This is a genomic window from Alcaligenes sp. MMA, from assembly GCF_020907215.1.
GTDB classification, from domain to species: Bacteria; Pseudomonadota; Gammaproteobacteria; order Burkholderiales; family Burkholderiaceae_B; genus Alcaligenes; species Alcaligenes aquatilis.
Window position 1 is genome coordinate 221,255 of the sequence record NZ_JAJJPP010000002.1, and the last position, 21,198, is coordinate 242,452.

Annotated in this window: 19 protein-coding genes; 9 read left to right on the top strand and 10 right to left on the bottom strand. The window is 56.4% G+C overall.

Features of this window, described 5'->3' with window-relative positions; translation table 11 throughout:
* Window positions 1-33 precede the first annotated feature (33 nt).
* Window positions 34-1,542 carry a DHA2 family efflux MFS transporter permease subunit gene (locus LNA76_RS09495; RefSeq protein ID WP_230018971.1) on the bottom strand — a complete coding sequence of 503 codons (1,509 nt, stop codon included), beginning with the start codon at window positions 1,540-1,542 and terminating at the stop codon, window positions 34-36.
* Between the two features lie 144 nt (window positions 1,543-1,686).
* Between LNA76_RS09495 and LNA76_RS09500 the strand changes: the two genes are divergently transcribed.
* Window positions 1,687-2,295: a TetR/AcrR family transcriptional regulator gene (locus LNA76_RS09500; protein WP_094195530.1), complete on the top strand. Its 609-nt coding sequence runs from the start codon at window positions 1,687-1,689 to the stop codon at window positions 2,293-2,295.
* A gap of 158 nt (window positions 2,296-2,453) precedes the next feature.
* Here the strand turns inward: LNA76_RS09500 and LNA76_RS09505 are convergent, their stop codons facing one another.
* From LNA76_RS09505 to LNA76_RS09515, 3 genes are all read right to left on the bottom strand, one after another.
* Window positions 2,454-3,767, bottom strand: a complete 1,314-nt coding sequence (locus LNA76_RS09505) for a ferredoxin reductase family protein (RefSeq protein ID WP_108728168.1) — start codon at window positions 3,765-3,767, stop codon at window positions 2,454-2,456.
* A 252-nt stretch (window positions 3,768-4,019) separates the two neighbouring features.
* Window positions 4,020-5,195: an amidase gene (locus tag LNA76_RS09510; RefSeq protein ID WP_230018972.1), complete on the bottom strand. Its 1,176-nt coding sequence runs from the start codon at window positions 5,193-5,195 to the stop codon at window positions 4,020-4,022.
* A gap of 15 nt (window positions 5,196-5,210) precedes the next feature.
* The gene (locus LNA76_RS09515) at window positions 5,211-6,203 is read right to left on the bottom strand and encodes a Bug family tripartite tricarboxylate transporter substrate binding protein (RefSeq protein ID WP_094195533.1); all 993 of its coding nucleotides are present in this window, start codon (window positions 6,201-6,203) and stop codon (window positions 5,211-5,213) included.
* A gap of 154 nt (window positions 6,204-6,357) precedes the next feature.
* Here LNA76_RS09515 and LNA76_RS09520 point away from each other — a divergent pair, with 154 nt between their 5' ends.
* Window positions 6,358-7,251, top strand: a complete 894-nt coding sequence (locus LNA76_RS09520) for a LysR substrate-binding domain-containing protein (protein ID WP_108728166.1) — start codon at window positions 6,358-6,360, stop codon at window positions 7,249-7,251.
* On the opposite strand, the gene LNA76_RS09525 is transcribed toward LNA76_RS09520, so the two are convergent.
* The gene (locus LNA76_RS09525) at window positions 7,243-8,097 is read right to left on the bottom strand and encodes an AraC family transcriptional regulator (RefSeq protein ID WP_094195535.1); all 855 of its coding nucleotides are present in this window, start codon (window positions 8,095-8,097) and stop codon (window positions 7,243-7,245) included. The genes LNA76_RS09520 and LNA76_RS09525 overlap by 9 nt on opposite strands.
* A gap of 131 nt (window positions 8,098-8,228) precedes the next feature.
* Here LNA76_RS09525 and LNA76_RS09530 point away from each other — a divergent pair, with 131 nt between their 5' ends.
* Entirely contained in the window at window positions 8,229-8,771 is a 543-nt protein-coding gene (locus LNA76_RS09530) for a carboxymuconolactone decarboxylase family protein (RefSeq protein WP_094195536.1), read from the top strand.
* Window positions 8,772-9,068: 297 nt separating this feature from the next.
* On the opposite strand, the gene LNA76_RS09535 is transcribed toward LNA76_RS09530, so the two are convergent.
* Window positions 9,069-9,380, bottom strand: coding sequence for a monooxygenase (locus LNA76_RS09535; protein ID WP_121737896.1), 312 nt, complete (start codon window positions 9,378-9,380; stop codon window positions 9,069-9,071).
* Between the two features lie 166 nt (window positions 9,381-9,546).
* Here LNA76_RS09535 and LNA76_RS09540 point away from each other — a divergent pair, with 166 nt between their 5' ends.
* The 5 genes from LNA76_RS09540 to LNA76_RS09560 all read left to right on the top strand — a co-directional run bounded on the left by LNA76_RS09540 (window position 9,547) and on the right by LNA76_RS09560 (window position 16,948).
* A complete protein-coding gene (locus tag LNA76_RS09540; protein ID WP_094195538.1) occupies window positions 9,547-10,431 on the top strand; it encodes an EamA family transporter in 885 nt (294 codons plus the stop codon).
* Between the two features lie 93 nt (window positions 10,432-10,524).
* On the top strand, window positions 10,525-12,429 hold the full coding sequence (htpG, locus tag LNA76_RS09545) for a molecular chaperone HtpG (RefSeq protein ID WP_094198249.1): 1,905 nt from the start codon (window positions 10,525-10,527) through the stop codon (window positions 12,427-12,429).
* Between the two features lie 410 nt (window positions 12,430-12,839).
* Complete coding sequence (locus tag LNA76_RS09550; RefSeq protein ID WP_230018973.1) at window positions 12,840-15,035, top strand: TonB-dependent receptor; 2,196 nt, start codon at window positions 12,840-12,842, stop codon at window positions 15,033-15,035.
* Between the two features lie 98 nt (window positions 15,036-15,133).
* Window positions 15,134-15,814, top strand: coding sequence for a Fe2+-dependent dioxygenase (locus LNA76_RS09555; RefSeq protein WP_230018974.1), 681 nt, complete (start codon window positions 15,134-15,136; stop codon window positions 15,812-15,814).
* A gap of 21 nt (window positions 15,815-15,835) precedes the next feature.
* Window positions 15,836-16,948, top strand: a complete 1,113-nt coding sequence (locus LNA76_RS09560; RefSeq protein ID WP_230018975.1) for an alpha-hydroxy acid oxidase — start codon at window positions 15,836-15,838, stop codon at window positions 16,946-16,948.
* On the opposite strand, the gene ampD is transcribed toward LNA76_RS09560, so the two are convergent.
* From ampD to LNA76_RS09575, 3 genes are read right to left on the bottom strand one after another with little or no spacing between them, the layout of a single operon-like run.
* Window positions 16,936-17,547 (bottom strand): 1,6-anhydro-N-acetylmuramyl-L-alanine amidase AmpD, encoded by a 612-nt coding sequence (gene ampD, locus LNA76_RS09565; RefSeq protein WP_094195542.1) that lies wholly within the window; start codon window positions 17,545-17,547, stop codon window positions 16,936-16,938. The two genes, LNA76_RS09560 and ampD, sit on opposite strands and share 13 nt — an antisense overlap.
* Before the next feature lie 4 nt (window positions 17,548-17,551).
* Entirely contained in the window at window positions 17,552-17,803 is a 252-nt protein-coding gene (locus tag LNA76_RS09570; RefSeq protein WP_094195543.1) for a PP0621 family protein, read from the bottom strand.
* Window positions 17,796-18,647 carry a cytochrome C assembly family protein gene (locus LNA76_RS09575; RefSeq protein WP_094195544.1) on the bottom strand — a complete coding sequence of 284 codons (852 nt, stop codon included), beginning with the start codon at window positions 18,645-18,647 and terminating at the stop codon, window positions 17,796-17,798. Before LNA76_RS09575 ends, LNA76_RS09570 begins: the two co-directional genes overlap by 8 nt.
* A gap of 103 nt (window positions 18,648-18,750) precedes the next feature.
* Between LNA76_RS09575 and ffh the strand changes: the two genes are divergently transcribed.
* Entirely contained in the window at window positions 18,751-20,175 is a 1,425-nt protein-coding gene (gene ffh, locus LNA76_RS09580; RefSeq protein ID WP_094195545.1) for a signal recognition particle protein, read from the top strand.
* Window positions 20,176-20,346: 171 nt separating this feature from the next.
* Here the strand turns inward: ffh and LNA76_RS09585 are convergent, their stop codons facing one another.
* Window positions 20,347-21,093: a hypothetical protein gene (locus LNA76_RS09585; protein ID WP_121737899.1), complete on the bottom strand. Its 747-nt coding sequence runs from the start codon at window positions 21,091-21,093 to the stop codon at window positions 20,347-20,349.
* Between the last annotated feature and the right edge of the window lie 105 nt (window positions 21,094-21,198).

The following is a 21,198-nucleotide window of genomic DNA, read 5'->3' on the forward strand; positions in this document are numbered from 1 at the left end:
CGATATTGTAAATCCAGTCTGTCATAGCTGGGCTTAATGCAGTTCCACCGCAGCGGCAGGCGCTGCCTGCACACGAGGCAAACGCAGACGCAGCAGCAGAACCAGACTGAAGACGGCCAGCAATCCGGCCCAGAACATGACGCGGTGGAAGCCGTCCGCCCAGGCGTGCTGGATGGCGTGCATCCAGAACACGGGATCGGCCGAGGCAGGCAGATTTACCTGACCGGAGCTAATGATGTGCTGAGCCTGCTCCAGCAGGGGATTGACCGGATCAAGGCGGCTGGACAAAGAGCTGACGGCGCCCTGGCTCATCAAGGACGCCAGCAGGGCAACGCCCAAGGTCATGCCGGTTTGGCGGATGGCGTTGGTAGTGGCCGATGCCATGCCGGAACGCTCACGCGGCACCAGATTCATGACCAAGGTACTGCATGCCGGAACAGACAAGCCCATGCCTATGCCCAGTACGGCCAAAGCGACACCCGCCATCCAGTAGGAAGTGCCAGGTTGCAACAACATCATGAACCAGGAACCGGCTGCCATCAGGCCAAAACCCGTAGTCAGGATCAGCTTCAAGCCAAAGCGTTGGCTTAAGGCACCGAAACGGGAGGCCAGCACGGCCATGCTGATGAACTGCGGGGCCAGCCCCCAGCCGGTTTGGGTTGCGCTCCAGCCTAAGGCGTTCTGGAAGAACAGAGACAGGAAAAACACATTGCTATAAGCGGCAAAACCCAGCACAAAGGAGGCGATATTGGCGGTGCTGAAGCGGTAGTCCCGAAACAGGCTTAACGGCAGCAAGGGGCGGGCGACGCGGGTTTGGGCATAGATAAACGTCACGAAAGTGACCGCGGCCACGCCCAGGGAGCGTAGCGTCTCGGTGGCGTGCCAGCCTTGTTCACCCGCGCTGATCAGGCCGTAGGTCAGGGAACCGAGCCAGATAACGCTTAGCAACTGGCCGATCGGGTCGAAGGCCGCGTGTTCGGGGTTGGCCGATTCCTGAATGCCCCACAGGCCCAAGCCCAAGGTCAGCAGACCCAGTGGCAGGTTCAGGCTGAAGATCGCAGGCCAGTCGGCCACATCAACCAGCACACCGCCCAGAATCGGGCCCAGCACCAGGGCCAGTGCGCTGAAGGAGGACCAGCCGCCAATCACCCGGGCACGCTGGGCCGTGTCCGGAAAGGCGTGTGTCAGGATGGACAAGGCACCGGGAATAAGCAAAGCCCCCGCCATGCCTTGCACGATGCGGCCCCAAAGCAGGGCGCTCAATGAACCGGCCAAGGCGCACATCATGGAGCCGACGGTGAAGGCCAGCACGCCCAGCAGCCAGCTTTTCTTGCGTCCGTAGCGATCCCCCAGCAGGCCGGCGGACAGCATGAAGGCGGACAGACACAGCGCATACGCATCCACAATCCACTGCAGCCCGGCCATATCGGTTTGCAGGGCTTGCTGCATGCGGGGCAAGGCAAGATTGACGATGCTGATGTCCAGGGTAACCATGAAGGTCCCCAGGTAAATGGCGATGGTTAGAGCAAGTCGGCGAGTCATAACATCTGATAAATGAGAATTATTATCGACGACTATAAAATATTGACTGACTGTCAGTCAATGAAAAATAAACAGGCTGGCTAAAATAACGCGGTAAGCTCCGACCAAGCACATTGTCGGGTTTTTTCTGATACCTTGACGCCCATGACCGCCGCTAAAACACCTCGTACCCAACCCTCTGAAGTTCGTCGCCGAGATTTATTGGAGGCGGCCGCCGCCTTGTTTCTGCAACAGGGGTTTGATGCCACGCCAGTCGATGAAATTGTGTTGCGGGCCGGCATGTCCAAGGGCTTGTTCTATCACTATTTCAGTTCCAAACAGGAGATCCTGGCCGCCTTGCGCGAGCAGTTCATCCAGCAGTTTCATGACCGGGTGCAAGGGGCGTTGGAGCAGGCCCCGGAAGATGATTGGGTGCAGCGTCTGACCTGTTGGATTCGGGCCTCGGTACAGGGGTATAGAGACACGCTGGACATGCATGATTTGGTGTTTTCAGACCATATACGCAGCAATTACCAGGGTGAGCGCAACGTGGTGACCGAGCCACTGCACCGGATCCTGAGCGAAGGGCAAAACGCCGGAGTCTGGTCTGTGGCGGATGTGGATTTGACCGCCTGGGTGATCTACCAGGGCATGCACGGCGCAGTCGATAATATGGGTCTGGAAACCGCTGAGCAGTGGGCAGCCCTGGAAGACAATCTGGTGACTCTTTTTGTGTCCATGCTTGGGGCGAAGCTCCCTCACCCGTATAAATAGCGTGGTAGAGCGGTGCTGTGTGTTTACGCGGCATTCAGAGAAGCTGAACCAGAACCGGTAGCGGTCTCAGAGCGGTGTTTCCTGGATGTAGACAGTCATCAACAGAACTGGCCCTGCTCCTTAATCGAAGCAGGGCCAGTTTTTGGATCAGCAAAGACTTAGCGGAACTGGAAGTGTTCTTTGTGCAAAGTCCAGGATTTCGCCGGTAAGGTCTGCTTGAGTTCGCGCTTCAATTGCCTGCCCATGGCCGCCGGCCCACAGAACCAGATATGCATGGGCTTGTCGGCGTGATAGTGTTGCATGACCTCTTTGGGTGACCAACGACGGCCATCGGCATAAATTTCAAGATCCACATCCGGGTGTTCCTTGGCGGCTTTGCTCAACGCTTGCGCCAGCGGATCATAGCCATGCTGACAGGCATATTGCAGATAGGCGTAGGGAGCATGACCTTCTTTGTGCTCCTGGCTTAACCAGGACAGAAAGGGCGTGGCGCCTACACCGGCACCGACCCAGATATAGATACCGTTGTCGTCACCTTCCGGCTGAGTAAAGCGGCCATAGGGGCCATCGAGCTCGATGTTTTGGCCGATATGCAAACGCTCGGGCAATTCGCGTGTCCAGTCGCCCAGTTGCTTGATATGAAAGCGCACAATCTGGTTGTCTTGATCGGCATCGGACAAGGTGAACGGATGGGCTTCAGATTCCCCCTTCAAGCGTAGAAAGGCGAACTGTCCGGCCTGGTGCCCAGGCCAGGACTGGTCCATGCGGCATTGCACCTCCAGCACATCGCCTTGTGACGTACAGGAGATGACGGTGCCTGTGTGTGGATAGGCCGAACTCAGGTTGCGTAGCAGTTGGATGCCGGCTGCTACCGTCCCGATCACCATGGTGATGGCCAGTGCCCAGCCGCCTATGCCGCTCCAGTAGGCAGGGGGTGTCAGCACCACACCATGAAAGATCAGGATCAGATAGGCCACGGGCATCAGGCGGTGCAGGCTGTACCATTTCTTATAGGAAATCGTACGGCGCGCCAGCGTGATGATCAGCATCAGAATCAGCGCGTAAAACGTCCATTCGCCCAGTGATTTGGCATAAGGTTTGAACAGGCTGACCCATTCAGGAACAGGAGTTTTGGCCAGCCGGCCGCCCGTGCCAATCGCCGCAGAAATCAGACCTTTGGATTCCTTGCTGAGCCAATGGGCCAGGCTGAACAAAATGGCGATGATGCCCAGCCACTTATGCAGTCTGTAGGCTTTGTCCATGCCCCCTAGCCAAGGCTCCAGACGGCGGGGGCGCAGGGCCAGGACCATGATGGCCGTCATGGTGCCCAAGGCCAGAATGCCGGTCAGCAGCATGCCTTCTTGTCGGACTACCCACAGCGTATCGCCAGGCGGCGAAGGGGCAAGCCACAGGGCTTCAACAGCCCAGATCAAAAAGAAGGCAGAGAGCAGCAATAAGAGAGGGCGACGCATGGCCTGTTCCGAATTGTTTGAAAGAACTGGGCGCTGCGTGGTCGTGATGTGAAGAACGTACTGACGCAGCGCACTGAAAACACTTCATTCAGGGTAATACGTTGCCTAGTCGTTTGTGGAGCCTGTATTCAAGGGCCAGTTGAGAAAGCTCAAAACACCTCTAAATAGTTGTTATTTAAAATATTTGTTAATGATTCTGGTTGCTGTTTACTCTGTTTCCGCGTGTTGCAGAGTAAGTGGCTCGATTGCTTTTCAGACCTGTTTGACGGGGCACAGCAGTGAGGCAAGGTCTAGCAATGCCCCATCTTGATGAGCTTGCCCGATCAGTTGCAAACCCAAAGGCAGCGGGCTGTCTTGTCCCGGTGCGGGCAGGCTCAAGGTAGGCCAGCCCAGCAAGGACCAGGGGCGGTTCAGAACTGAAGAACCGGTACTGTCCAGCCCATAGGGCGCAGGCCCAGGAGCAGCCGGGGTCAATAAGGCATCAAAATGCCCATAGCGATCCTGCCATTCCTGTTGCAGTTGACGGCGGCGCGCTTGCCAGGCGTGGTAGTCCGCCGGGGGCAGATCCAGGCCCTGCTTGATGGCTTGCACCGTAACGGGCCGCAAGGCATCCGGGCTTGCTTGCCAGACGGGCAGCAGGCTGCGGGCCATTTCATACGCCATGATCTGTCCTTGCAGGATCAGCAGTTCTTTCAGTTGCGCATCTGCAGGCAGACGTTCCAGTCGGGCGCCTTGTTGCTCCAGGTGCTGGCAGCCCTGTTCCAAGGCAGCCAGCGCAGCGGGGGTAATCGGGCCCAGGTCTTTGCCATCGAGCACGCCGATACGTGGCGCGCTGGGGACTCGACTATTCGGTAACCCTTGCAAGACCGAGGCGACACGGCGTAGCACAGACAAGTCCCGGCTGAAGTAGCCAATGGTGTCCAGGCTGTCGCACAACAAGAACAGACCGCTGCGATGCACCGCGCCAAAGCTGGGTTTGAAACCCAGGATGCCGGTAAACGCAGCGGGGCGCATCATGGAGCCTCCCGTTTGGGTGCCCAATGCAAAATCCACCATACCGGCCGCTACGGCTGCTGCTGAACCACTGGAAGAACCGCCAGGCGTATGGTCCAGGTTCAGCGGGTTACGGGTGGGGCCGGGGGCGGCGTAAGCAAATTCGGCGGTGACAGTTTTGCCCATGGCAATGGCGCCGGCCTGGCGCAACAAGGCGACGCAAGCTGCATCGCGCTCTGCGGGCAAGGCATGGGGGAAATGTGCACCATAACGTGTCGGCATGCCTTGGACATCCAACACGTCTTTTACGCCGAAAGTCAGGCCGGCCAAGGGGCCGTCGGGGGCAGTGCTGATACAGGTGGCCGGATCAGCCAACCAGGACCAGGCCTGGATGGACTGGTCCTGCAAAGCGAGAGAGGAAGGGGGGGCAGTCATAAGGGAGAAGCAGGGTTACTGGATCGAGATGTTCTGATCCTTGATCAGTGCAGTCCAGCGTTTGGTTTCTTCTTTCACAAAAGCGGTGAATTCTTCAGGCGTGCCACCTACGACTTGCGCACCTTGGGACTCCACAATCTGACGATAGTCTGGATCTTTCAGGGCGTCATTGACAGCAGTGTTCAGTTTTTCCAGCACATCAGCGGGCAACCCTGCGGGAGCAATCACGCCAAACCAGTTCGAGGCCACCAGGTCCACCCCTTGTTCTTTGAAGGTGGGGGTGTCCGGCATGGCTTTCAGACGCTCTTGCGAGGTCACGCCCAGCACGCGCAGGCGCGGGTTGTCGATTTGCATGTGGGGCAGGAACAAGCTGGCCAGCTCCAGATAGAAGGAAATATTACCGGCCAGCAGATCGTTCGATGCGGGAGCACCACCACGGTAAGGCACGTGTACGGCATCAAAGCCGGAGGTGGCTTTGAATTGTTCAGTTAGCAAGTGCGATGCACCGCCTGCGCCGGTCGAGGCGTAGTCCAGTTTGTTGGGGTTTTGCTTGCCGTCGGCCACCAGATCGGCCAAGGACTGGTAGGGCGAGCTGCTGTTCACACCCAGCGCCATGGCGCCGCGCTCGATCAGGGCGATGGGTTGCAAATCCTGTTCAGGATCGAAGGGCAGGTTGCTGCCGTACAGCGCCTTGTTCACCGACATGGGGCCAAAGTTGCCCAGGCCGATGGTGTAGCCGTTGGGCTTGGCGCGGGCAATCATGCTGGTGCCGATATTGCCGCTGGCTCCGGGCTTGTTTTCCACCACAATCGTCACCCCCAGGCTGTCGCTCATTTTTTGAGCCAGCATGCGCGAACGGGTGTCCGAGCTGCCACCTGCAGCGTAAGGCACCACAAAGGTAATGGCTTGCGACGGGTAAGGCGCGTCGGCCATGGCCGAACCGGAACCCAACAACGTCAGTGTGAGCAGGCCACTCAATAAGGGGGCGCGATGCTTGAATACAGTCATGTTCATCTCCTGCGTTGGGCCAATATTCGCAGTGACGTGCAGTATGGCCCTGTTTTTGATAAGTGTCAGGATGGATGGTAGTAAGCGCTAATTATGTTGTCTAATATTAAAAATAGTCATTATTAATTCATTTTTAAACCTTATTGGCAGACATATGCTGGACTCCAAATTAAGCGAGATGTTCTTGGTGGTGGCCGAGGAGCTGCATTTTGGCCGTGCTGCTCAGCGTTTGTTCATGACCCAACCGCCCTTGAGTCAGGCCATACGCAGGCTGGAAGAACAGATAGGGGCGACCTTGTTTATCCGCACCACGCGCACGGTGCAATTGACGGCGGCCGGACAGGAGTTGCAGCGCCGCCTGCGCCTGATCGGCAACGAGCTGGAGCAGACGCTGCAGGCGGTACAGCAAGTGCATAGAGGCGAAACCGGCATGTTGCGTATTGCACTGACGCCCAGCAGTGCCTATGCCGGCGTGTCCAAGCATCTGTATCGCTTTCGCCAGGACTTCCCCCAAGTAGATATTCAGATCTACGAGATGAATTCCAGCGAGATGCCCGCTGCCCTGTACGAGCGCCGGGTGGATGTGGCCATGATCCGGCCTTCCTTTGCTGTGCCGGACTTGAACCCGCAGTTGGTGGAGTCCGAACCCATGATGTTTGTGCTCAGGCGTGATGATCCACGTGCCCAGGAACATAGCCAGGGACTGACCTTGCATCAGGCTTTTTCTTATGAAATGGTGGCGTACTCACGCCAGCAGTCGCGTTATTTTCATCTGCTGCAGCAGCGCATGTTGCAGCGCTCGGGCTGCTTGCCGCGCTTTGCGCAGGAAAGCATGGTGCCTACGGTGCTGGTCATGGTCGAAGCGGGTATTGCTCCAGCGATTGTGCCCGCGTCCTTGGCGCGCTTGCGTACCGATACCTTGGAGTATCTGCCTTTGCTGGACGCAGACGATATTACGGCCGAGCTAATGAGTGCTTATGTCTCGGACAATACCAACCCGGCTTTGGTGAATTTTCTGGCGGTGCTGGAGCAGCATCGCTCAAGCTGATTGACGGGCAGCCAGCCATTGCCGCATGGATTGGCCCGTGCGCTGCCGAAACAGACGGGATAGGGCAGAGGGATTGGCATAGCCTAGATCCAGGGCAATGCGTTTGGCGGACTGGCCCTGGGCCAGCCGCTGACAGGCAAGCGACAGGCGCCATTGGGCCAGATAGTCGGCTGGCGTATCGCCGACCCAATGCTTGAACTGCACGGCAAATGCGCTGCGTGACATCTTGGCTTCCTGTGCCAACGATTGCACGGTCCAGTCCCGGCCCGGATCGGCCTGAATGGCCAGCAAAGCTCGCGCCACAGGCGGGTGCGACAAGCCGCGAAACAAACCTACGGGAATCTCGCAACGATCAGGATGGTCAAACAGCCAACGCAGCAATTGCAACAAGACAATCTCGAACAGACGGTCCGCCAACAGCCGATGGCCGCAGCGTACCGACTCCGTTTCCGCAAAGAGCAGGTCCAGTGCCTGCTCCAGACCAGCGGCCTCTTCCAGCGGGACAATAATCAGATCGGGCAGAGAGCGGGCCAAGGGGTGATGCTCTCCCCCGTCAAAATCCAGGGTGGCGCAGGTGAAGTCCGAGCCCTCCTCAGGTAGATCGTAAAAGGCATGCTCCAGCGGGCGAGGATAAAACAACAGGCTGGGGCGATCAATCGTCATGATTTCCGGCACCGGATCACGCGGGTCGTGGCGCACGCTTAACTGACCGCGTCGCAGAATGTGCAAAAAGGCACGCCCTGGCTGGGCCGAGAAGCGGGTTACCCCACATAAAGAGCCGTTGTAGAACAAATGGGCGCGAACGCGGAACTGTTCCAGCAGAAGGGAGAGGCGATCCAGGTTCATGAAACCATCCTTGTCTGGATGAAAAGGTAAGTTGTCGAGACTAATCTTATCCAATGATCCTGCTCTTGGCGAGACACTATGCCTACTCGCTTCTTTTTGGCCACCTTGGCCGTCCTCACCAGGAGATCACCATGTCCCGCCTTACTTTGCCTGACGTTGCCCAAGCTCCCGCTGCCAGCCAGCCCGCTTTGCAGGAAATTCAAAAAGCGTTTGGTGGCAGCGTGCCCGCCATGTTCCGTATGGTGTCCAATTCGCCCGCCGCCTTGCGCAGCATGTGGGGCTCCTTCGGCGCTTTTGCCGGGGGCCAGCTGGGTGCGAAATTAGGTGAGCAATTGGCCGTAGCCATTGCTGATCGCAATCGTTGCGAATACTGCCTGGCCGCCCACAACGTGCTCGGTGCCAATGCCGGCTTGAGCCCGGAGACGCTGGCCCAGGCCCAGCGTGGTCAGTCCGATGATCCACGTACCGCAGCGGCCTTGAAGTTTGTGCTCAAGCTGGTGGATCAGCGTGGACAAGTGTCGGCTGCCGATGTGCAAGCCGTGCGCGATGCCGGTTTTTCTGAAGGTGAAGTGGTGGAACTGGTCGGTGTGACCGCCTTGAACCTGTTCACCAACTACATCAATAACGCGCTGGAAGTCCCGGTTGATTTCAAGGCTGTTGAACTGACTGCGTAAGCACGCTGTGTGATGGCCCGCCCGCGTACTGGCAGGCGGGCTTTTTTTGTCGCCGGGCCGCCCCAAGGCAAAACGCACCCCCTCGGGGGGCAGCAAGCCAAAGGCGCAGCGAGGGGGCCTTTTCTGTCGCCGGGCCGCCCCAAGGCAAAACGCACCCCCTTGGGGGGCAGCAAGCCGAAGGCGCAGCGTGGGGGCTTGTTTTGCCGCCGGGCCGCCCCAAGGCAAAACGCGCCCCCTTGGGGGGCAGCAAGCCGAAGGCGTAGCGTGGGGGCCTTTTCTACGTTTGCAGGCCGTGTTTTACTTGGCCGACAAGGGGCCAGAATTAATGTCTGTCAGTGGCTGGTTCACATCAAAGAAGCGTGCATCAATGCCGGTGATGCCAAAGCTATTGAGCCGCTTGCTGTGCATGTCCAGATACGCCTGCGCGCTGGACTTGTCCTTGAACAGATAGACCCCGCCTGCTTTGGATTGTTCCTTGTTTTCTGTCCAGATTTTCCAGATCAGACCCGGTTCCAGGCTGATTGATTGCGCCAGTTCTTGCATGGCGTCGCTCATCTCTGACCCCCACGGGCCTGGGTAAGGAAAATCAACATACAGCAAGGTACTCATGATTGGCTCCATATCAAAATACGTGCCGAACATCATACCTTGATGGTTGAATTGCCCGTTACTGTCTCTTATTTGTCATAGGACGTTGCGGGCGGCTTGATTGGCTGGCCTCGCCCATGAAGGGCGCGTATAGTTTTTCTTTTGCTATTTGCTGCTGGAAGCCCTCATGTCCTGGACCGCGTTGTTGTTGGTGGTGTGTGCTGCGTTCATTCATGCGGGTTGGAATCTGCTCTCAAAACGGGCTGCGATGGCAGGAGCGCATTTCGTATTTGCCTACTCTTTTTTCGCCATCCTGTTTTACTTCCCCATCATGCTGTGGGTGGTTTTCACTCAAGGCAATATGCCTTGGACCAGCGAAACCATTACCTGTTTGCTGCTCAGCGCCTTGCTGCATATGGGCTATAGCCTAAGTCTGCAAAAAGGCTATCAGGTGGCAGACCTATCGGTGGTGTATCCCATCGCTCGGGGCACCGGGCCCATGCTCTCGTCTATTGGTGCCTTCATCTTGCTGGGCGAACCGGTACGGCCTTTGGGCGTGCTCGGTATTTTGTTGGTGGTGATGGGGATTTTGCTCATTGCCACACAAGGTCACCTACGACGTTTTTTCAGCCCCTCTGCATTGACAGGGGTGCGCTGGGGCATGCAGACCGGGGTTCTGATTGCCGCCTATACCGTGGTGGATGCCTATGGCGTTACCGTCTTGTTGATCTCGCCGTTTCTGCTGGACTGGTTCAGCAATGTGCTGCGGCTGGGCATGTTGGCCCCCTTTATCGCCAAGCGTGGGCGCGATGGTTTCGTCAAACTTAAACCTTATTGGAAATTGGCGGCGGCCGTGGGCCTGCTCTCGCCCATGTCCTACATTCTGGTTTTGCAGGCCTTGAGGCTGGGAGCACCCTTGTCCATGGTGGCCCCTGCTCGTGAAATGTCCATGATGGCAGGCACGCTGTTGGGCATGGTCGTGCTGCGCGAGAAGGCCAATATCTGGAGTTTGTTGGGCTGTGCCGTCATGATCAGCGGGGTTATTGCCCTGACCTCCGGTCCTGCTGCCTGATCGCTCTCTTGAAATATCGCAGGCTGTCCCTATCTGCTTGCAATAGGGCGTGCTTTGGCGCGCGGCAATCAACCCATTTTTTGCTTTTTCACCATGAGCCAGACTGACACTGCGAATACGTCCGAAACCCTAGGTTTTCAGGCTGAAGTCAAACAATTATTGCATTTGATGATTCACTCCTTGTACAGCAACAAGGAGATTTTCCTGCGTGAGCTGGTATCCAATGCGTCGGATGCCTGTGACAAACTGCGCTTCGAGGCCATCGACAATCCAGCTTTGCTGGAAGGCGATCCGGAAATGCGTATCCGTGTGGAGTTCGATAAAGAACAGCGCACGATCACCATTTCCGACAACGGCATTGGCATGTCGCGTGACGAGGCAATTGCCAACCTGGGCACTATTGCCCGCTCGGGCACCAAAGAGTTCTTTTCCCAACTGACGGGCGACAAGCAAAAAGATACTCAGCTTATTGGTCAGTTTGGCGTGGGCTTTTACTCTTCCTTTATCGTGGCTGACAAGGTGTCCGTGCTGACACGTCGCGCCGGTGAGGATCAGGAAGCGGTGCTGTGGGAATCCTCCGGCGAAGGCGAGTTCACCATTGCCGCCGCTGAAAAAGCCGAGCGCGGCACCACCATCACCTTGCATCTGCGTGAAGGCGAGGACGATTTCCTGGACGGCTGGCGTTTGCGCAACGTGCTGCGTCGCTACTCCGACCACATCTCCTTGCCGGTGCAAATGCGCAAGGAAGAGTGGGACGAAGAGAAGCAGCAACAAGTCACGCAGGACGAATGGGAAAGCGTGAACCAGGCCAGCGCCTTGTGGACACGCTCCAAGTCGGAAATTACCGACGAGCAGTACCAGGAGTTCTACAAGCACATCGCTCACGATTACGAGAACCCTTTGGCCTGGACACATAACCGGGTCGAAGGCCGTAGCGAATACACCCAGCTCCTGTTCGTTCCCAAGCAAGCTCCTTTTGATCTGTGGGACCGCGATGCCCGCCGTGGCGTAAAGCTGTACGTCAAGCGTGTGTTCATCATGGATGACGCCGACCAACTGTTGCCCGCCTACTTGCGCTTTGTGCGTGGCGTGATCGATTCGGCTGACCTGCCGCTGAACGTCTCGCGTGAAATTCTGCAAGAAAGCCGTGATGTCCGTGCCATCCGTGAAGGCAGCGCCAAGCGCATTCTGTCCTTGCTGGAAGATCTGGCCGAGAACCAGCCCGAGCAATACGCCGAGTTCTGGGGCCAGTTTGGTCAGGTGCTGAAAGAAGGCACCGGCGAAGACATGGGCAATCAGGCTCGTATTGCAGCCTTGCTGCGCTTTGCGTCCACGCATCAGGAAGGCTCGGCCCAGACCGTGTCCCTGAACGACTATATCGGTCGCATGAAAGAAGGGCAGGACAAGATTTACTACGTCACCGCTGACACCTTTGCTGCTGCATCGAACAGCCCGCATCTGGAAGTATTCCGCAAGAAAGGCATCGAAGTGCTGCTGATGTCCGACCGCGTGGACGAGTGGATGCTGTCCTATCTGCGCGAATTTGAAGGCAAGCAACTGGTGTCCGTGGCCAAGGGCGGTCTGGACTTGGATTCGCTGGCAGACGAGCAAGAAAAGAAACACCAAGCCGAAGTGGCTGAAACCTTCAAGCCGCTGGTCGAGCGTCTGCAAGCCACGCTGGGCGAGAAGGTCAAGGAAGTGCGTATTACGGCCCGTCTGGTCGATTCCCCTGCTTGTGTGGTGGTCGATGCCAATGAACTGAGCCCGCATTTGCTGCGTATGCTGCAAGCCGCTGGCCAGGAAGCCCCTGAAGTTAAGCCAATCCTGGAAATCAACCCGGAGCATGCTTTGATCGCCAAGGTTCAGGCCGCTGACGATGAAGCCTTTGAACAGTGGGCCCAGTTGTTGCTGGAACAAGCCATGCTGGCTGAGGGAGCCGCCTTGCAAGATCCCGCCAGCTTTGTGAAACGTGTGAATCGCTTGCTGTTGAATCTGTAAATCTGAAGCTTTCTGGCTCTGCCTGAAGGCGGAGTCAGTTGCCAATACATAGGCCTCTATCGTGATGTGTACGATAGAGGCCTTTTTTGTGCGTGTTGACAGACCATTGATGGAAGAAGGGCGTAGTTAAAGGGAAAGGGGTGTTAAGCGATTTTTTGGTTTTTGTCTATCTTAATGAGAATTGATCGTAATACGATGCATGCACACGACACTGTGGGCCAAAACCCGCTGGTTTTGAGTTGAATTTAAGGAAATCGTAATATTTGGATAGACTTAAGAATGGGAATGATTAATATTACGGTTCCTATTAAAAGCACTTATCAGGCATCGAAACACCGCTAATGCGCGCGATCAACCCTGCTTTGATCGCACAGCCTTGAAAAAGTGATACCTACCATATGGAGCTGGTAATGTCGTTCGTTTCCTCTGTGCCGCCTCGTCGCTTTGCCGAGACGGTCTTGTCTGCTGCCCTGTTTGCCGCCCTGACGAGTCCTGTGATCGCTCAAACCGCCAATCCAGGCGTGACCGAGTTGCAGTCGATCAAAGTTCAAGGCTCGGAAGATGCCAATGGCATTGAGGGCTTTCAGGCCCATAAAGCGCAATCGGTGAAGTTCTCTGAGACTTTGCTTAACACACCGCGCTCTATCACCGTGATTCCAGAGGAGGTGATCAAGGATCGTGGTGCGACATCGCTGCAAGACGTGTTGCGCACCACTCCCGGCATTACTTTGGGTTCGGGCGAAGGCGGTACTCCCGTGGGAGATCGTCCTTTTATCCGTGGTTATGAGGCCAGTACCGATATTTTTATTGACGGTGTGCGTGATTACTCCCGTGGCTCGCACGAGACCTTCAACCTGGAATCGGTTGAAGTCTTGAAGGGCCCCAGCTCGGCGTATACAGGCCGTGGCGGCACTGGCGGTAGCCTGAATCTGGTGACCAAGTCTCCCAAGCTGAAAGACTTTTTCCAGGTGGAAGCAGGTTACGGGACGTCGGACCAATATCGTCTGACGGCAGACGGCAATTATGCTTTTTCGGACACAGGTGCAATCCGCTTGAACCTGATGCGCATGGGGGGTGACGTCGCAGGTCGTGATGGCGTGACAATCGACCGTTGGGGGATCGCTCCTTCCATTGCTTTTGGTTTGGGTACCCCCACACGTGTGACCTTGTCGTATTCGCATCTTGAAAACAAAGATATGCCGGACCTGGGCTTTCCCTTCCGGAACGCGGCCAATCCGGATCGTGTGACCCCCTTGGAAGCAGACCGAGACAATTTCTACGGTCGTCATCAGGTCGATTTTCGTGAATATACGGCAGATACCGCCACGGCACAGATTGAGCATGACCTTAATGAGCGTTTCACAGTTCGCAACGTGACGCGCTATGGCAAGACCTTGAATCATTACTTGATGACCAGACCGTCGTTTGACAATTGCAAGGCCAATTCGGGTGGTGCGTGCGCCAGTGAGGGGGAGGGCTTGCTGTTCACAAGATCGGATCGGGCGCGCTGGCGCAGTTCGGAGTCCCTGCTGAACCAAACCGACGTATACGGTACGTTTACAACGGGTACCTTGAAACATGATGTGGTAGCCGGGCTTGAGTTCAGCAAGGAGGATATCTACAACCGAAGCATCACGGGCACGCCTGGCTCGGATACGGACTCTTTTTATAATCCGAATCCCAATCGCAGCTACAGCTATTCCTTGAACTATGGCTCCAAAACCAAAGCAGGCGATATCAAGACACGCTCGGCGTATATCTTTGACACCATTGCGTTTAATGAGCAATGGTCGGTCAATGGTGGCGTGCGATTTGATCGTTTTGAGGTCGACAATACCCAGGAGTCCCGCAAAGATGATATGTGGAACTATCAGTTGGGTGTGGTCTATAAGCCAGCGCGCAATGGTTCTATCTACCTGAGCTATGGCACCTCTTCCAACCCGACAGGGGAGAACCTGGGTCAGGCCGGTGGTGCAGATGGCCCGGCAGGTGGCGCCGCTATTCGTGACCTGAAGCCCGAGCGCAGCTACAGCTGGGAGTTGGGGACAAAGTGGGACGTGGCCGACGAGAAGTTGTCTTTGACAGCGGCCATTTTCCAGACCGACAAGAAAGATGCTCGTTCTACCGATCCTTTGACTGGCGATGTGTCCTTGAGCGGCAGCAACCGTGTACGTGGCCTGGAGTTGGGTGCGGCCGGTGCAATTACCCCGAACTGGAATGTATGGGCGGGTTACACCTATCTGGACCCCAAGATCAAGAAATACCGCAGCGGCAATAATGTCTTTGACGGTAAGCAGATGAAGTTCATCTCCAAGCAGAGCTTCAACGTCTGGACGACCTACAAAGTCATGCCCGAGCTGACCTTGGGCGCAGGTGCCACGTTTGTGGGCAAACGCTTTGTGGATGACGCCAATCAATTGAAGCTGCCTTCCTACTGGCGCTACGATGCAATGGCGCGCTACGACCTGAACAAGAACGTATCTTTCCAGTTCAACGTCAACAACATCAGCAATGTGCGCATGTATGATGCTTCCCACGTCGGCCTTTTTGCCAACGTTGGCCCAGGCCGCTCTTACATGTTCAATGCCTCTTACCGCTTCGAGTAAGTTGCGTTTTGTCGTGTAAATTCAGATGGGCCGCCTTTTGGGGCGGCCTGTCTGTTTCTTGCTTTACCTTGTATTCCTTTTGTTTTGGCAGGTGACCCATGCTGATTACGATCCCCGATGTGCTCAATGCTGAACAGTTGCATGAGTGTCGCCAGGCCCTGGAGCAGGCACAGTGGGAGGATGGGCGCACGACGGCGGGTTATCTGGCCCAGCACAGCAAACGCAATCTGCAATTGCCTCTTGATACAGCTGTCGCCAGGCAGATGGGGGAGTTTTTAATGCATGTATTGGGTCAGCACAGCGGCTTTATTGCCGCTGCCTTGCCCCTGCGTATGTTGCCACCACGTTTTAACCGTTACGAAGGCGGCGGGGAGTACGGCAACCACATCGATAACGCGATTTTTACGATTCCTGGCACGGGACAGCGTCTGCGTACTGATGTCTCCACAACCTTGTTTTTTAGCGACCCCGACGAATACGAGGGCGGGGAGCTGATCATCGAAGATGTATACGGAACACAGTCCATCAAACTGCCTGCAGGGCATATGGTGGTGTATCCGGGGACCAGTTTGCATCGTGTACAGCCGGTGACTAAAGGAACACGCTATGCCTCGTTTTTCTGGACGCAAAGCATGGTGCGTCATGCGCATCAACGCAAACTGCTGTGGGAGCTGGATCAGAGCATTCAGCAACTGGCCAAGCAGAACGCAGATGCCCAGGAGCTGTCGCGCCTGACGGGGATTTATCATAATTTGCTGCGTGAATGGAGCGATGTCTGATCGCCAGGAGCTTGATTGATCATGTCCCAAGAACGGCTGCCCCCGCTCAGTAATATTCCGGCCCAGATTGCCTGCCTGAGGGATTACGAACCCTATGCCCGTGTGCGTATGCGCGCACAGGACTGGGCGTATTTCAGTGCAGGGGCGGCCGATGAGTTTACTGTGCAAGACAACCTGGCCAGCTTCGGGCGCTGGGGTTTATGGCCTGCTGCTCTAGGTGAGTTTGATCAGCCTTCCACCCGTTTGACACTGCAAGGGCAGTCTATGGACTACCCGATTCTTCTGGCGCCCGTGGCTTATCAATGCTTGGCTCATCCTGAAGGTGAATTGGCCAGTGTGCTGGGCGCGGGTGCGATGGGCGCGACCAGCGTAATCAGCATGCAGGCCAGTCATTCCTTTGAAGATATTGCCGCACAGGCGCATGCCCCGTTGTGGGCACAGTGGTATTGGCAAACGGATCGCGCATTTACGTTGGATTTGTTGGGACGGCTCAAGGCAGCGGGTTATGCCGCTTTGATGTTGACGGTGGATGCTGCTGTCAATGGCTTGCGTAATCAGGAGCAGCGTGCGGGGTTTGCTTTGCCCGAGGGTGTGGACGCCGTGAATCTGCGGGGCGCTCCCAGGCAGCAGGCGGTTTTAGGTGCAGCAGGCACCAGCCCTTTATTTGGCAGTGGCCTATTAAATAGTGCTCCCACCTGGGATGATCTTGCCTGGCTGGTGCAGCACAGTCCTTTGCCTGTTTGGGTCAAGGGAATCATGCGCCCCCGTGACGCTCAGCGAGCGCTTGATGTAGGGGTCGCCGGAATGGTTGTGTCCAATCATGGTGGGCGCACTTTGGATGGTGCTCCCGCCTCTGTGGACGTCCTGTCACAGGTTTGTCAGGTCGTGGGGGAGAGGGTGCCGGTATTGATGGATGGCGGTATTCGACGCGGTACCGATGTACTCAAGGCTCTGGCTTTGGGGGCGACGGCGGTGATGATTGGCCGTCCCTATATTTATGGTTTGGCGACTGCCGGAGCCGCTGGCGTGGCCCATGTATTGCATATTCTGCGGGCGGAGCTGGAAGTGGCCATGGCACTGACCGGCTGTAATGCTTTGGCCGATATCAGCCCCGACGTACTTTATCGGCCCTGATCCAGTTCTTGTTCCGGCAAGGTTTCTTTGGGCCAGCCGTGCTCGCGTTTTACCCGTTCCCAGTCAAAGAACGGCCCCGGATCTGTCTTGCGTCCTGGAGCGATATGTTCGTGGCCTCGTACTGCGTTCAGGTTATGGCGCATGCGCAAGGCGCGGCTCAAACGGGACAGTTCCCGGTACTGCGCTTCAGTAAAGGGTTCGAAATCGCTGCCTTCCAGCTCGATACCAATAGAGAAGTCGTTGCAGCGTTCGCGGTCTTTAAAACGCGACACACCTGCGTGCCAGGCGCGGCGGGTAGTAGGGACAAACTGGATGATGTGGCCGGTACGCTGGATCAGAAAGTGGGCTGAAACCTTCAGGTCCCGGATGTTCTCGAACCAGGGGTGTGCACTGATATCCAGCTTGTTCTGGAAGAAATCCCGGATATACGGCCCGCCAAATTCTTGCGGTGGCAGGCTGATATTGTGCAGCACCAGCAGGGTTGGGGTGTCGCCCTCGGGGCGGTCATCCTGATTGGGTGACAAGGCACGCAGGACATTGGCATGGGGTTTAAGCCAGCCCTGGCGGTCCAGGTCATAGGCGTGGTGCATGCGGGCCATGAGCTTAACTGCGCGGGCCGCGCTTGGCGTGTTCCAGGCTGCACCAAGTGTGATGATTGCTCATCAGGGCTTCGGAGCGAGGTAGAAAAATGCCACAGTGCGCGCAACGAACCATCTCTTCTGCCTTGCCTGGTTTGCGTGGCGGGCGCATGGTCGGGTTGGGTGGGTTGCGTTTGCGGGCCTTGTTTTGTGACACGATGCGGGCAATGATCATGGCCACCAGGATAGCGACAACCCAGAATAAGACTTTACCCAATTTTCCCTCGTTGCAAGATGACGTCCAGTACAAAGTGGCTGCCTGTATAGGCCAGCAGCAGGAAGGCAAAACCGGCCAAGGTCCAGCGCAAAGCAACGCGACCCCGCCATCCATACTGTTTCCGGCCCCATAGTAAGCCACCAAATGTAACCCAGGATAGTAAAGTAAAGACAGTTTTATGGTCAGCGGGTAAAAATTTACCGTCTATTGCCATGGAGACGGCGGCACCGCTCAGGATCGTGAAGGTCAGAATGACAAAAGAGACGCGGATCAGGCGAAACAGCAGTTCTTCCTGCACCAGCAGGGGCGGCATGGTGTCCAGCACCCGGCTGAATAAACCACGTTGTTCCTGATGCAAAATAGGGCGGTGCAACTGGCGGTCCAGCGCTGTCATCAAGACGGCGTGCAGGGCGGCCACGGTGCTCAGCCCGTAGGCGACCAGTGCAATCAGCAAGTGGATGCGTAGCCATTCATTGCCTGCATGGTGGACGATATGGCCATTGGGAAAGGCCATGGCCAGCAGGCTGACGATTGTGGCCGCAGGCAGTAGAATGAGCAACAGGCCGTCCAGACGCAGATACAGGCTTTGGAACCAGAACACCACCATGCCCAGCCAGATTGCCGCCGACAGGGCCAGTGCCCAGCTCAGATGCAGCCCTTGGGGCAGTACAATCGTCAGCAATAGGCCCGCTCCGTGCACAATAATGGCGCAGAGCAAAGCCACCCGGCTAGGGGCGTTCAGTACGGTTCGGGTGCTGCCGCGAGTCAACGGACGCCATAGCGAGATCGACAGCACGATGTACGCCAGTGCGGCGAGCAAGTGAAATACAATACTTGCAGACATAAGTCCCGGATTTCCTGAAAAACGGTACGGGGCGTACCTCAAGTGGCCATTTTATTCTTATTCGTAGACCACACGATAACCTAGTTTAAGCGAACCCAGTCCTATGTTTGAAAATCTGACCCAGCGTATGTCGCGTGTGGTGAAAACCATGCGCGGACAGGCTCGTCTGACCGAATCCAATACTCAGGAGATGTTGAGGGAAGTGCGTCTGGCGCTGTTGGAGGCGGACGTGGCCTTGCCTGTCGTGCGCGATTTTGTTGCACGGGTCAAAGAAAAGGCACTTGGCGTTGAAGTGGCCGACAGTTTGAATCCTGGTCAGGCGCTGGTGGGGGTTGTCCACCAGGAACTGACCAATCTGATGGGGGCAGACCTGGGCGATGACGCCAGCGAGTTGTCCCTGGCGGCGCAGCCACCGGCCATTATTCTGATGGCGGGTTTGCAAGGGGCGGGTAAAACCACCACTACCGGTAAGCTGGCCAAGTGGTTAAGTGAAGGCGGTCATGTTCAGCATGGTCGTAAAACGGGCAAGAAAAAAGTGCTGGTGGTCAGTGCTGACGTTTACCGTCCCGCCGCTATCGAGCAGTTGAAAACCGTTGCCGCCCAAGTGGGCGTCGAGTTCCTGCCTTCCGATCCCAGCCAGAAACCGGCCGACATTGCCCGCAATGCCCTGGACCACGCCAAGCGTCACCACTTTGATGTGCTGATTGTCGACACGGCCGGTCGCCTGGGTATTGATGAAGAAATGATGCGCGAGATTCGCGCTCTGTACGACCTGCTGAACCCCATCGAGACTTTGTTTGTGGTCGATGCCATGCAGGGTCAGGACGCGGTGAACGTCGCCAAAGCCTTTGCAGACGCCTTGCCGCTGACCGGTGTGGTGTTGACCAAGCTGGACGGTGACGCCCGTGGTGGTGCCGCCTTGTCGGTGCGCCATGTCACCGGCAAACCGCTGAAGTTTGTGGGTGTGTCGGAAAAGCTGGACGGTCTGGAACCATTCCACCCCGAGCGTATGGCTCAGCGCGTGCTGGGTATGGGCGACATTGTTTCTCTGGTTGAACAAGCCCAGCGCAATATCGACATTGCCGATGCGCAAAAGATTACCGACAAGATCAAGGCGGGCGACAAGTTCGATTTGAACGACTTCCGCGACCAGTTGCAGCAGGTTAAGAAGCTGGGTGATATGGGTTCACTGCTGGAAAAACTGCCCGCGCAGTTCTCCCAGGCGGCGTCTCAGTTGCAAGGCGGCCAAGCCGAGCAGCAATTGCGTCGTACCGAAGGCATCTTGAACTCCATGACGCCAGCCGAGCGCGCCAAGCCTGAATTGTTGAAGGCCTCGCGCAAGCGCCGTATTGCGGCGGGTTCGGGTGTGCCGGTGCAAGAGGTTAACCGCCTGCTGAATCAGTTCGAGCAAATGCAAGGCATGATGAAGCAGATGAAAAAAGGCGGCATGGCCAAAATGATGCGCGGCCTGGGCGGTATGGGCGCCTTGAAAGGTCTGGCTGGTAAAGGCTTCAAGGGCTTTCGCTAAGCAGCAAGTTGATTCTGGACCCGGATGAACGGAGTCTGGCTGTAGCATTACACGCTGACCAGATGACAAACGTGCTTCATGGACAGTCCCCCGAAAGTTGGATTCAGATCCAACCTTCGGGGGACTGTTTATTTGGGCTGGATTTTTTGTTTGCCTATGATGCTGATCGCTTTAGGTGCCCAGTGCAGGCAAGGAAAGATTCCAACCTAACTCTGCATTCAGGAACCATAGCTCCTGACGGGTTTGGAAGTTTGCGCCTGCGTTAATACGGGCCAGTAGTTGATCTTCATAGGCGGCTGGAATCTGTACTGCTCTTTCTATACTGGGTAGAGATTGGTAGTGCTTGTAGACGTCCAGCAAGGTATTGGCGACCTTTCCCGTGCGGTTGTACTCATCCTCCATTTTTTTGCAGAGTATCCGTCGTTGGACTTGGTCTTGGGCATTGGATTCGATCCAGGCTGCACGCCGTTCATTCACGGTAAAGGTGCTGCTTTCATCGTAGGCAATCAGGGCTAGTTGTTCCTGGCTCAAGCCCTTGAAAGGGTTGGGTTTGTTGGGGGCATTGAGAAAGGCAGTGGCTTGTCGTGCCCTGGCTAGATGTGCAGGGTCCTCTGTATCAGGGACCTGCGCATCATGGACTTTTTTGTTGTCATAGTAGCTGTCACTTGTAAAAACCTTTAAAAGCGCCTGGCCTTTTTGGGCCAGCTCCTGACGAGTCAGATTGGCTTCCCGTTCAGCAGATCGCTGTGCTGCTTCACTGAGCTGTTGGGCAAGCGAGGAAACGCTGACGCTGTTCGTTTTACTTACCCCGGCTTCAGGCGGAGCGTCCGGTGTAGGGGATGATTGTTTCAACGAGGTATTCGCAGGCCAATTAGCGATCACTTCAGGCACTGGGTTCAGTTGATTCAGAGTATTCATAGTGGCGTGCTGTGGAGAAGGGGGGCTACGCCACTGGGGATGAAGCGTAGCAAGGGTCAATCAACGCATCGTGAATTCGACGCTCCAGGCTTTGGTGACGGCATT

Coding starts and splice junctions, on each gene's coding strand:
- LNA76_RS09495 (WP_230018971.1), bottom strand. CDS start 1,542: ATGACTCGCCGACTTGCTCTAACCATCGCCATTTACCTGGGGACCTTC.
- LNA76_RS09500 (WP_094195530.1), top strand. CDS start 1,687: ATGACCGCCGCTAAAACACCTCGTACCCAACCCTCTGAAGTTCGTCGC.
- LNA76_RS09505 (WP_108728168.1), bottom strand. CDS start 3,767: ATGCGTCGCCCTCTCTTATTGCTGCTCTCTGCCTTCTTTTTGATCTGG.
- LNA76_RS09510 (WP_230018972.1), bottom strand. CDS start 5,195: ATGACTGCCCCCCCTTCCTCTCTCGCTTTGCAGGACCAGTCCATCCAG.
- LNA76_RS09515 (WP_094195533.1), bottom strand. CDS start 6,203: ATGACTGTATTCAAGCATCGCGCCCCCTTATTGAGTGGCCTGCTCACA.
- LNA76_RS09520 (WP_108728166.1), top strand. CDS start 6,358: ATGCTGGACTCCAAATTAAGCGAGATGTTCTTGGTGGTGGCCGAGGAG.
- LNA76_RS09525 (WP_094195535.1), bottom strand. CDS start 8,097: ATGAACCTGGATCGCCTCTCCCTTCTGCTGGAACAGTTCCGCGTTCGC.
- LNA76_RS09530 (WP_094195536.1), top strand. CDS start 8,229: ATGTCCCGCCTTACTTTGCCTGACGTTGCCCAAGCTCCCGCTGCCAGC.
- LNA76_RS09535 (WP_121737896.1), bottom strand. CDS start 9,380: ATGAGTACCTTGCTGTATGTTGATTTTCCTTACCCAGGCCCGTGGGGG.
- LNA76_RS09540 (WP_094195538.1), top strand. CDS start 9,547: ATGTCCTGGACCGCGTTGTTGTTGGTGGTGTGTGCTGCGTTCATTCAT.
- htpG (WP_094198249.1), top strand. CDS start 10,525: ATGAGCCAGACTGACACTGCGAATACGTCCGAAACCCTAGGTTTTCAG.
- LNA76_RS09550 (WP_230018973.1), top strand. CDS start 12,840: ATGTCGTTCGTTTCCTCTGTGCCGCCTCGTCGCTTTGCCGAGACGGTC.
- LNA76_RS09555 (WP_230018974.1), top strand. CDS start 15,134: ATGCTGATTACGATCCCCGATGTGCTCAATGCTGAACAGTTGCATGAG.
- LNA76_RS09560 (WP_230018975.1), top strand. CDS start 15,836: ATGTCCCAAGAACGGCTGCCCCCGCTCAGTAATATTCCGGCCCAGATT.
- ampD (WP_094195542.1), bottom strand. CDS start 17,547: ATGGCCCGCATGCACCACGCCTATGACCTGGACCGCCAGGGCTGGCTT.
- LNA76_RS09575 (WP_094195544.1), bottom strand. CDS start 18,647: ATGTCTGCAAGTATTGTATTTCACTTGCTCGCCGCACTGGCGTACATC.
- ffh (WP_094195545.1), top strand. CDS start 18,751: ATGTTTGAAAATCTGACCCAGCGTATGTCGCGTGTGGTGAAAACCATG.
- LNA76_RS09585 (WP_121737899.1), bottom strand. CDS start 21,093: ATGAATACTCTGAATCAACTGAACCCAGTGCCTGAAGTGATCGCTAAT.